The following is an 11,709-nucleotide window of genomic DNA, read 5'->3' as shown; positions in this document are numbered from 1 at the left end:
GGAGCAGACGCTTTGGACCATAAAGAAATGCGTAAAGTGATGCAAGGCGCATTTGTACTCACGCTTGCTTCTTTTATAGCGAAAGTATTAAGTGCCTTGTACCGCATCCCACTGCAAAACTTAGTCGGCGATGAAGGATTTTATGTTTACCAACAAGTTTATCCTATTTATGGAATTGCCATGACCTTAGCACTGTCTGGTCTTCCTCAGTTTATCTCTAAATATATTGCAGAAAGAAAAGATCCATTACAGCGTAAAGCGGCATTGCAAAAACTATATCCTTTAGTCTTTTGGACCGGTGTTTTATTGTGGCTATTCACCTTTTCCTTTAGTCGGTGGATTGCTTTTATGATGGGGGATCTACAGTTGAAGCCGTTGATCCAGATCGTTTCCTTCACCTTTTTGCTGATGCCAGGACTTTCTTTTTATCGAGGGAATTTTCAAGGACGCTTCTTGATGGAACCCACTGCGGTTTCTCAAGTCATCGAACAGTTCGTTCGCGTGTCGATCATCGTTTGTAGTGCGCTTGCTTTCCGGATGTTAGGCTGGAATGTCTATCAAACGGGAACAGCAGCGATGAGCGGAGCGGTTCTTGGTGGGTTTTGTGCCTATGGTGTTTTACACTATTATGAACAAAAAATACATGGTGGTGCATTAAGCTTTCGACATTTTTCTATCTTTAATCGGCCACCAAAACCACTGATACGCCGCTTTTTTGTCGAAGGCGGATTGGTGTCGATTTATAGTGGTCTATTGATCTTCTTTCAGTTGATCGATTCGTTTTTTGTCAAAAATGCACTGGAAGTCTATGGATTGACTGAACAAAGTGCGAAAATCGCTAAAGGAGTGTATGATCGAGGGCAGCCTTTGGTCCAATTAGGTCTAGTTATTGCAACTGCATTAAGTGCCACATTTTTACCAGCATTAACACGTTATCTAATGAGCACCGTTCCCAGTCAATTTCTAAAGACAGCGAAAATCTATTTACGGCTGACTACGGCGTTAGCTTTAGCTGCTTCAGTAGGTTTGGCGATGTTGCTTCCCTACATCAACTATGCACTATTCAAAGATTATGCGGGAAATGCTGCCCTTGTGTTGTTTGTATTTTCGATTGCACTTACAGCAGTTATTCAAGCGTATCAAAGCATTGCTCAAAGTAAAAATTCTTTCCGACCTTCATTGAAGGGAGCGGGCTGGGGGCTTCTAGCAAAAGCATTAGCTACGCCTTTATTGACAGGACGTTTGGGAACGGTGGGCGCTAGTCTATCTACGCTACTAGGGTTAGCTGTAACATTGTGGTATTTTGTCCACACTGAAAAAGCAGACATCAACAGCTTTTGGAAAGAACGTAAATTCGGTAAAAAATTGATTCAGTGTTTAGGCTGGATGATCCTATCCTTATTTTTATACTATGGTCTATTGATGCTGTTTTTTGGTCCAATCCAACACCGCTCAACGGCTTTCTTAGTCAGTCTAGTCGGTGTGATCATCGGCGCATTTGTTTTTGTGAATGCGGTGATCTGGACGAGACTGTTTACGATCAGAGAATGGCTGATGTTGCCTTTTGGTAAAAAAATATTAAGGATAAACAAACAATTTAAAAAGTGAGGGAAAACCATGCGATTAGACAAATTTCTTAAAATCTCTCGAATCATCAAACGTCGCTCAGTAGCAAAAGAAGTGGCAGATAAAGGGAGAATCCAAATAAATGGCAAGCTAGCGAAGTCTTCTAGTGATGTCAAAGTCGGAGATATAATGAAGATCCAATTTGGGAACAAAACAATGGAAGTAAAAGTGGTAGAATTACACGAGTCAACGAAAAAAGAAGATGCACAGAAGATGTATGAACTATTAACTGAGACCCGCACGAAAAACAGTGAAGAAATTGATTAGACAAGCCATCTTGATGTTGGTATAATGAGAAGGACAATCAAAAAAGATTGGAGCGAAGTGCAGTGACGAAAAAAAGCAACAAAATTGCTGCTTTAGACACAGAGTATGCAAAGAAAAAGTATGCTGAATTTCAACAACAACAACGCCAATTGATTTTTCGAAGACGTAGGTTAGCAGCCATTTTCATCGGCGCTTTGGTCATTTTCGCAGTGTTAGGATTTCAAATTTTTCGTGATATGCAAAGAATGGATCGATTAAACGATTTAAGAGTTGAAGCGAATACGGAGATGAGTCAAGTCAATACGGAGGTTGATCAACTCAAAGAAGACGTTTCATTATTAAAAGATGATGATTATGTGGCGAAACTTGCGAGAAGTAAATTCTTTTATTCCAAAGAAGGCGAGAAAGTTTACCCAATATTAGAACCGGCTACCGATAGTTCAACGGCTGAAACAAATCAATCAACTAGTTCAACAACTGCAAAATAAGCAGTATATAAATAGGTTAATAATTAGGAGGAACATTTTTTTTATGTCAATCGAGGTAGGAGCAAAACTGCAAGGAAAAGTATCAGGAATCACAAATTTTGGGGCATTTATTGATTTAGGAGCTGGTAAAACGGGTTTAGTTCATATCAGTGAAGTATCAAATGGGTATATCAAAGATATTCACGACGTTTTAAGTGTTGGAGATGAAGTAACAGTCAAAGTTATTTCTGTAAATGATGATGGTAAGATTGGGCTATCTATCCGTAAAGCGCAAGAGCAACCAGCTGAATCGAATGAAGAACAACGTCCAAAACGATATCAAAAAGATACACGGGATACACGTGACACACGAGATAATCGTGGCCGTGCAACACAGAAAAAATCTTTTTCTCGCAGTCAATCTTCTAACAATCACAAAGAAGATTTTGATTCATTAATGAGTTCATTTTTAAAAGATAGTGATGATCGATTGACTTCCTTGAAACGTAACACTGAAGGCAAGCGTGGTGGTCGCGGCGGACGTCGCAGCTAAAACAAATGAAAATGAAGGGGCAGGCAATTGTTTCAGACTATTGTCCGCTCTTTTTTTCTTTTGCAACCATTATCGAAAAAGTGTAAGTGAAAGGAAGTGATGGGTGTGTCGATCAAAAACCAAGTATCAGCAGAGATGCAACGAATGTTTATCGAACAAGGTAAAGTAAAAGGGTATCTAGCCAAAGGAAATCATGTACTGTTGGCGATTTCTGGGGGAGTTGATTCCATGGTGTTGCTTGATTTAATGATTGCAGCTAAAAAAGAAGTAGCCTTTTCTTTGGGTGTAGTACACATCAACCACCAATTAAGACCAGAATCTGCAGATGAAGCAGCCTACTTAAAAGCCTATTGTCAGGAACGAAAGATCCCATTTATCCTTGAAGCATGGAAAGAACCGGCAACAAAGGGCATCGAAGCTGCTGCAAGAGCCTTTCGTTATCACACGTTTGCAAAAATCATGCACACAGATGGTTATCAAGTAGTGATGACTGCGCATCATGGAAACGATCAAATGGAAACGATTTTAATGAAGATAGTGCGTGGGGGACAGTTAGGAACTTTTGCAGGGATCAAAGAAAGCCAGCGTTTTTCAAATGGCCAGCTGATCCGCCCACTTCTAAGTTTTGGTAAAGAGCAATTGTATGAATATGCTGCAGAAAAAAAGCTTGTTTATTTTGAGGATCAGACCAATCAGGAACTGAATATCCAAAGAAATCGGATCAGGCATTTAGTGATTCCCCAATTAAAACAAGAAAATCCACAAGTTTTGGCACATTTTCAACGTTTTGCGCAACAAATTACTTGGGCAGATCAATTAATCAAGAAACAAATGAAAAAAGTGATCGAAGAACAGGTCAAAGAAATGCATGATGGATTTGTTTTTCCATGGAGAGTAGTACAAGAGATGTCCCTAGAAGAGCGGTACTATTTTTTGTATACGCTATTCGATTGGGCGAACAGAAAAACAAACCTCTTTATCAATGAACAGCAAATCGACCAACTATTAGAGCAAGTTGAACGACCGAAAGGGCAATGGCAACTAACTCTTGATCGTTCATGGGTATTCCAACGGGTCTATGAAGAAGTTGCTTTGGTAAGAAAGAACGATGTGGAGAATGAACCTGTGGAAATAATCGATCAATTTATCGAAATAGAACCACATAAGCAGATCATATTAAATGAGAAGGCATGGGTAGGTCTATTCACGCCTGATGAAGTGGCAGAATTTAGATGTATCGACGATTGGGGAGAATTTTCTCATGATGTCTGGCTGGAACCTCAGCAAACCCTGTTCATCGGAAAAAGACAAGCGGGCGATCGCATACAGCTAAATGAAAAATTGACAAAGAAAGTATCTAGGTATTTTATTGACAAGAAAATACCTGATCTGCAAAGAAAAGATGCGTGGGTGATTAAAGATGAGCAAAAAAAAATAATTAGTTTGCTTCCTTTTACATATTCCCATTTGAGTATTGGTGTAGAAACTGATAAAATACACTACATACTTCTTTACAAATATCAAAAAGAAGCAACTGGAAGGAGAACCTGATGTTAGAAAAGGATATTGAGAAAGTTTTGATTACAAAAGAAGAGATACAAGTTCGTTGTGAAGAACTAGGCAAAGAATTGACAGAAGCTTATAAGGATTCAAATCCATTAGTAGTTGGTGTCTTAAAAGGTGCAGTCCCATTCATGGCAGATATCATACGTTCAATCGATGCGTATTTAGAATTAGATTTCATGGATGTTTCAAGTTATGGTAATGCCACTGTTTCATCTGGTGAAGTTAAGATTGTGAAGGACTTAGATACAAATGTCGAAGGTCGCGATCTGTTGATTGTTGAAGATATCATTGACAGCGGACGAACACTTGCTTATCTAGTCGATCTTTTTAAATATCGTAAAGCAAACTCAGTGAAAATCGTGACATTGCTTGATAAACCAGAAGGAAGAGTCGTAGATATTGAAGCAGACTACGTTGGATTCAATGTGCCAAACGAATTTGTGGTAGGATATGGCTTAGATTATGCAGAAGCTTATCGCAATCTACCTTATATCGGAGTATTGAAACCAAGCGTTTATCAATCAAATTAATGCTGTATCTGTTGTGATTTGTGTTACAATAGAATGGTCAGGATTGATAAAAAAAATGCTAATTTAAAATAACGCATAGGGAGGGCAACTATGAACAAAAAGAACAATGGCATGATGAAAAATGCCTTGTATTATGTCCTCGTAATCTTAGCGATGGTAATGGTCGTATACTTTATTTTTGGTAACAATGGCCAACGATCGTCAGATATCGAGTACTCAAAATTCACAGAACAATTGCAAGCAGGTAAAATCAAGAACTTTGAAGTGCAACCTGCAAATGGTGTATATAAAATCACTGGTGAATACAAAGAGCAACAGAAAGTCGCTAATAGCGGCGGTCTATCTATCTTAGGTTCAACAGATACTACAACTACCCATTTTACAACGATCATTTTACCGAATGATACAACACTGAGTCAGGTAACTGATTTAGCGAAAGAAAAGAATGTCGCGACGACAGTCAAAGAAGAGTCAAGTAGTGGCGTATGGGTCTCCTTGTTGCTTAGCTTCTTGCCGATTGTGATCATCATTTTCTTCTTCTATATGATGATGGGCCAACAAGGCGGCGGTGGCGGCGGTGGCGGCCGTGTCATGAACTTTGGTAAATCAAAAGCCAAAGAAGCAGACAAAAAAGCCAACCGTGTACGTTTTTCTGATGTCGCAGGTGCAGAAGAAGAAAAACAAGAACTTGTCGAAGTCGTTGAGTTCTTAAAAGATCCACGACGATTCGTTGAGCTAGGTGCGCGTATCCCAGCAGGTGTTCTTTTAGAAGGACCTCCAGGGACTGGTAAGACATTACTTGCCAAAGCAGTAGCCGGAGAAGCCGGTGTACCATTCTATTCTATTTCTGGTTCAGACTTCGTTGAAATGTTTGTCGGTGTCGGTGCAAGCCGTGTACGTGATTTATTTGAAACAGCGAAGAAAAATGCTCCGGCAATCATCTTTATCGATGAAATCGATGCTGTAGGTCGTCAACGTGGTGCAGGTATGGGTGGCGGACATGATGAACGCGAACAAACCTTGAACCAATTGCTTGTTGAAATGGATGGATTTGATGGGAATGAAGGAGTTATCGTCATTGCCGCAACCAACCGTTCTGATGTATTGGACCCAGCATTGTTACGTCCAGGACGTTTTGACCGTCAAATTTTAGTTGGTCGTCCAGATGTGAAAGGTCGTGAAGCGATTTTACGTGTTCACGCAAGAAATAAGCCTTTAGCAGATGATGTTGATCTAAAAGTTGTTGCACAACAAACACCAGGATTTGCTGGTGCTGATTTAGAAAACGTCTTGAACGAAGCTGCTTTAGTAGCGGCACGTCGTAACAAGAAAAAAATCGATGCTTCAGATGTCGATGAAGCAGAAGATCGCGTGATTGCAGGTCCAGCTAAGAAAGACCGCGTAATCAGCAAAAAAGAACGCGAAATGGTGGCATACCATGAAGCAGGTCACACTATCGTTGGGTTAGTCTTAAGTCGTGCACGTGTCGTTCATAAAGTAACGATCATTCCACGTGGGCGTGCAGGCGGTTATATGATCGCATTGCCAAAAGAAGACCAATTCTTGATGACAAAAGAAGACATGTTTGAACAAATCGTTGGTTTGCTAGGTGGACGAACAGCAGAAGAAATCATCTTCAATGTTCAATCGACAGGCGCTTCAAATGACTTTGAACAAGCAACAGCGTTAGCAAGAAGTATGGTCACTGAATATGGGATGAGCGATCGCTTAGGTCCAGTTCAATATGAAGGAAACCATCAAGTGTTTGTAGGTCGTGATTACGGTCAAACAAAAGCTTACTCTGAACAAGTTGCATTTGAGATCGATCAAGAAGTACGCAAGATTTTGATGGAAGCACATCAAAAAGCGCATGAAATCATCGAAGCACACCGTGCGCAACACAAATTGATTGCTGAAAAACTTCTAGAATTCGAAACATTGGATGCGAAAGCAATCAAATCTTTATTTGAAAGAGGCGTAATGCCAGAAGGTTCAGAATCGGATAACTATCCAAGCGAAAAAGAAGCACAAACTTTTGAAGAAGCAAAACGCGCTTTAGAAGAAAAAGATGCTGAAAAACAAGCGGAAGAAAAAGAAAATTTTGAACATGATAAAGAAGAATTGAACGAAGAAGCTAAAGAAGAACAGGATGCTACTTTACCAAACGATTCTGACGATCATAACAAATAATACGAAAGAGCTGTGACGAAAGTCATAGCTCTTTTTTTAATTAAAATAGTAGTTAAAAGTCCCTGCTTCTGTGAACAGGATAAAATCCTCCTAACAAGTTAAGCAGCGATTTCTAACTATTCTTTTTTGAAACTGGCTATTTTTGTCATACGTTTCTTTCTTATGCTTTTATGAAAGCAGATTTGATTAATCATAGGTTAAGTTCAATTCCATCAGTTGAAAAAAATGAGCGTAACTAGTATGATTCACTATGAGTTTAAAATCGGGAAATGAGGTACATAAAATGGAAGATTATTTAGTTAAAGCTTTAGCACATAATAGATTTGTGCGAGCATATGCTGTTCAAGCAACCAATACTGTAGCGGAAGCACAAAGACGTCATGATACATGGCATACTTCTTCTGCCGCATTAGGTCGGACATTAGTGGGCGGTTTGCTACTAGGCGCAACTGTAAAGGGCGATGATAAGTTGACGATCCGCATTCAAGGAGACGGACCAGCGAAGGGCATCGTAGTCGATGCGAACGGAAAAGGGGAAGTAAAAGGCTACATTCAAAATCCGCATTTAAGTTTGCCTTTAAATGAAGTAGGGAAAATCGATGTACGTGGCGCAGTAGGAACACAAGGGATGTTCAGTGTCACGAAAGATTTGGGACTGAAAGAACCTTTTTCTGGTCAAACACCTATCGTTTCCGGAGAAATAGCAGAAGACTTTACTTATTATTTAGCTATTTCAGAACAAATTCCTTCTGCTGTCGGTTTGAGTGTTCTAGTCAACACAGATGATAGTATCAAAACGGCTGGTGGCTTCATGATCCAGATCATGCCTGGTGCAGATGAAGAAACCATCACTCAAATCGAAGAACAATTAAAAAAAACACCGAGAATCTCTACATTGCTAGATGAGGGATTAACGCCAGAAGAAATCTTAAAAGGGTTGCTAGGAACAGAAGAGTTGAATATCTTAGAAAAGCTACCTGTTCAATTCAAGTGTGATTGCTCCAAAGAAAAATTTGGTGAAGCAATCATTGCATTAGGGCCAGATGAAATTCAAGCGATGATCGACGAAGACCATGGCGCAGAAGCAGTCTGCTCGTTCTGTAACAATAAGTATGAATACAGTGAGGATGAATTAACAGCACTCAAAGAAGAAGCATTAGGAGGAAACTAAGTGGAACATACATGGAAAATAGGCAATGTAGAAATTCCCAATCGTGTAGTCGTTGCACCAATGGCTGGAATCACCAACTCCGCTTTTCGAGTAACTGTAAAAGAATTCGGCGCTGGATTAGTTGTCTGCGAGATGATCAGCGATCAAGGCATCCATTTTAGGAATAAGAAAACCTTAGAGATGCTGCATATAGAAGAAGGAGAGCATCCTTTAAGTTTACAGATATTCGGTGGAAATAAAGATACATTAGTCGAAGCAGCACAATTCGTTCAAGAAAATACCGCTGCTGATATCATCGATATCAACATGGGCTGCCCAGTCAATAAAGTCATCAAAGCGGAAGCAGGTGCGAAGTGGTTGTTAGATCCAGATAAAGTTTATGAAATGGTCCATGCGGTTTCTTCGGCTGTCGATATACCTGTAACTGTAAAAATGCGGATCGGTTGGGATGAACAACATGTATTTGCTGTTCAAAATGCATTAGCTGCTGAGTCAGCTGGTGCAAGTGCGATCGCAATGCATGGACGTACACGGGTACAAATGTATGAAGGAAAAGCAGATTGGGAAGTCTTGAAAGAAGTCAAAAGCCAGTTGACGATCCCTTTTATGGGGAATGGAGATGTCAAAACACCTGAAGATGCAAAAAGAATGTTGGAATATGTGGGGGCAGACGGAGTAATGATCGGCCGTGCCGCATTAGGGAACCCTTGGATGATCCATCGTACCCAGCACTATTTAGAGACAGGTGAATTGATTCCAGAACCCACGCCTCGTGAAAAAATAGAGACAGCAAAACTCCACTTGAAACGTTTAGTTGATCTAAAAGGGGAAGTTATTGCTTGCCGTGAATTTCGGACCCATGCTTCTTATTATTTGAAGGGAGTCTCTCGAGCGGCGAAAGTCAAAGTTGCAATCAACCACTCTGAAAAACAAACAGAAATCAATGATTTATTGGATGGCTTTTTAGAGAAAACAGAAAAAATATCTATGAGTTGATGACATGTTTTTCTGAGTTTTTCGTTAATTTCAAGTCGAAAATTTAAGTTCGGCTTGCTTTTTTTGTGTTTCATTGGCATTATAGGGAAGAGAATAACATGAGAATGGAGGAACTTTTGTGACACAGGAACAACAACATCAAGTAGAAGATTTAAATGATCAAATGCTTGTTCGTCGTCAAAAAATGGAGCAATTGAGAGAAAATGGGATTGATCCTTTCGGCAAGCGATTTGAACGTACACACAATTCAGCAGAACTACATGAACTATTTGATCCAAGAACAAAAGAAGAATTAGCAGAGATGGGATTAACTGCTAGCGTAGCAGGACGTATGATGACAAGACGCGGCAAAGGTAAAGCAGGTTTTGCACATTTACAAGATCGTGAAGGTCAAATCCAAATCTATGTACGGAAAGACCAAGTAGGAGACGAAGCTTACGATGTATTCAAACACGCTGATCTAGGTGACTTTTTTGGTGTGACGGGTGAAATCATGAAGACGGACACTGGAGAAGTTTCCATCAAAGCTTCAGAGATCGTCATTTTATCAAAAGCACTACGTCCGTTACCAGATAAATACCATGGGTTGACGAACATCGAACAACGTTACCGCCAACGTTATTTAGATTTGATCAGTAATCGTGAAAGTTTTGACCGCTTCATGAAACGCAGTCAAATCATCAGCGAGATCCGTCGCTACTTAGATGGCAATGGATATATAGAAGTAGAAACTCCTGTATTGCATAATGAAGCTGGTGGTGCTGCAGCACGTCCATTTATTACACATCATAATGCATTGGATATTGACTTGTACCTCCGTATTGCCCTAGAACTTCATTTGAAACGACTAATTGTCGGTGGTATGGAAAAAGTCTATGAAATCAGTCGTGTATTCCGTAATGAAGGGATCGATACAACACACAATCCAGAATTTACAATGCTAGAAGCTTATACAGCTTATACAGATTTCCAAGATGTGATGAATTTGACAGAAGGTATTATTCGTAATGCAGCTCAGAAAGTACTTGGTACAGCTAAGATCACCTATGACGGGCAAGATGTCGATTTAGAGAGTGACTTTAAACGTATCCACATGGTAGATGCGATCAAAGAAAAAACTGGTGTCGACTTCTGGAAAGAAATGACGCTGGAAGAAGCATTAGCTATTGCTAAAGAACATGATGTAGAAGTAACAGAAGCAATGGGTGTTGGTCATGTCATCAATGAGTTTTTCGAGACTTTCGTTGAAGAAACATTGACACAACCTACTTTTGTTTATGGTCATCCAGTAGAAGTTTCTCCGTTAGCGAAGAAAAATCCAGAAGACCCACGTTTTACAGATCGTTTTGAATTATTTATCGTTGGGCGAGAATTTGCGAATGCCTTTACTGAATTAAATGACCCAATCGATCAAAGAGAACGTTTTGAAGCACAAGAAAAAGAACGTGAATTAGGAAATGACGAAGCACATGGTGTAGATGAAGACTTCTTAGAAGCGTTAGAATATGGTATGCCACCTACTGGCGGTCTGGGAATCGGAATCGACCGTCTAGTGATGCTTTTGACAGATGCTCAATCGATTCGAGACGTTTTATTATTCCCAACAATGCGTTAACGATAAGATAGGAGGAGAGACCTAATGGGTTTTCTCCTTCTTTTTTGTAGGTAAGAGGAATAAAAAAGTATAAGATATTTATTTGCATTTTTACGCTTAAATATGAATAGTCGTAAAAAGATTTTTGGAATACGCTTTATAAAATAAAAAATAGCGGGAAAAATTTGAATAAAAAGGAAATTCCAACTTTCAGGCCATAAATAATAACGAATGATATTATAAGTGAAGCGAACAGTAATCGAAAGATATCACCTTAAATACGAACAATTAATGGAAAGGAATAATGATTGATCGGTTGTTGAAAAAAACTTGAAAAAATACAAGAAAGTCGTTGACCGATACGGGTTTAGTTGGTATATTATTATTTGTTCAAAAGTTACCGAGAATAACTTCTGAAAATAACTTAAAAAATTCTTGACGTGTGGATGGTCACATGATAAGATAACTAAGTCATTTGAAAAGAACCTGTTGAAAAGCTTGATCTAATCAAGGAAAACTTCAAAAAAATTCTTGACAAATAACAAGAGATAAGTTATGATATACGAGTTGCTGAAAGATTTCTAAAAACGAAATCGAAAATAACTTTTAAGAAAACAGTTGACATTCACTTGTCACTCTGATATGATATAAAAGTTGCTACGGCAATTCAAGTAGACCTTTGAAAACTGAACAAAGTAAGACAAACCAAATGTGTAGGGCGTCTTGATTGATTCAAGACAACAAACATT

The 11,709-nt window shown here is 39.3% G+C and carries 10 protein-coding genes; all 10 read left to right on the top strand.

Annotated features, from left to right (window positions below):
* Nucleotides 1–12: 12 nt before the first annotated feature.
* The 10 genes from DVW83_RS03205 to lysS all read left to right on the top strand — a co-directional run bounded on the left by DVW83_RS03205 (nucleotide 13) and on the right by lysS (nucleotide 10,981).
* Nucleotides 13–1,608 carry a putative polysaccharide biosynthesis protein gene (locus DVW83_RS03205; protein WP_104660491.1) on the top strand — a complete coding sequence of 532 codons (1,596 nt, stop codon included), beginning with the start codon at nucleotides 13–15 and terminating at the stop codon, nucleotides 1,606–1,608.
* 9 nt (nucleotides 1,609–1,617) lie between these two features.
* Nucleotides 1,618–1,893 (top strand): RNA-binding S4 domain-containing protein, encoded by a 276-nt coding sequence (locus DVW83_RS03200; protein ID WP_081135067.1) that lies wholly within the window; start codon nucleotides 1,618–1,620, stop codon nucleotides 1,891–1,893.
* Between the two features lie 62 nt (nucleotides 1,894–1,955).
* A complete protein-coding gene (locus tag DVW83_RS03195) occupies nucleotides 1,956–2,381 on the top strand; it encodes an FtsB family cell division protein (protein ID WP_104660490.1) in 426 nt (141 codons plus the stop codon).
* Nucleotides 2,382–2,424: 43 nt separating this feature from the next.
* Complete coding sequence (locus tag DVW83_RS03190; protein WP_104660489.1) at nucleotides 2,425–2,913, top strand: S1 domain-containing RNA-binding protein; 489 nt, start codon at nucleotides 2,425–2,427, stop codon at nucleotides 2,911–2,913.
* A gap of 99 nt (nucleotides 2,914–3,012) precedes the next feature.
* A complete protein-coding gene (gene tilS / locus DVW83_RS03185; protein ID WP_137239030.1) occupies nucleotides 3,013–4,464 on the top strand; it encodes a tRNA lysidine(34) synthetase TilS in 1,452 nt (483 codons plus the stop codon).
* Nucleotides 4,464–5,009: a hypoxanthine phosphoribosyltransferase gene (gene hpt, locus DVW83_RS03180; RefSeq protein ID WP_104660487.1), complete on the top strand. Its 546-nt coding sequence runs from the start codon at nucleotides 4,464–4,466 to the stop codon at nucleotides 5,007–5,009. The genes tilS and hpt overlap by 1 nt, the downstream gene beginning before the upstream one ends.
* A gap of 90 nt (nucleotides 5,010–5,099) precedes the next feature.
* A complete protein-coding gene (gene ftsH / locus DVW83_RS03175) occupies nucleotides 5,100–7,199 on the top strand; it encodes an ATP-dependent zinc metalloprotease FtsH (protein ID WP_104660486.1) in 2,100 nt (699 codons plus the stop codon).
* 283 nt (nucleotides 7,200–7,482) lie between these two features.
* The gene (gene hslO, locus DVW83_RS03170; protein WP_104660485.1) at nucleotides 7,483–8,370 is read left to right on the top strand and encodes an Hsp33 family molecular chaperone HslO; all 888 of its coding nucleotides are present in this window, start codon (nucleotides 7,483–7,485) and stop codon (nucleotides 8,368–8,370) included.
* Nucleotides 8,371–9,366 (top strand): tRNA dihydrouridine synthase DusB, encoded by a 996-nt coding sequence (dusB, locus tag DVW83_RS03165; protein ID WP_104660484.1) that lies wholly within the window; start codon nucleotides 8,371–8,373, stop codon nucleotides 9,364–9,366.
* Between the two features lie 118 nt (nucleotides 9,367–9,484).
* The gene (gene lysS / locus DVW83_RS03160; RefSeq protein ID WP_005875194.1) at nucleotides 9,485–10,981 is read left to right on the top strand and encodes a lysine--tRNA ligase; all 1,497 of its coding nucleotides are present in this window, start codon (nucleotides 9,485–9,487) and stop codon (nucleotides 10,979–10,981) included.
* Nucleotides 10,982–11,709: the final 728 nt, after the last annotated feature.

This window comes from Enterococcus sp. VV15 (assembly GCF_005236045.1).
GTDB classification, from domain to species: Bacteria; Bacillota; Bacilli; order Lactobacillales; family Enterococcaceae; genus Enterococcus_B; species Enterococcus_B durans.
This window is presented reverse-complemented; position numbering and strand designations above follow the sequence as displayed.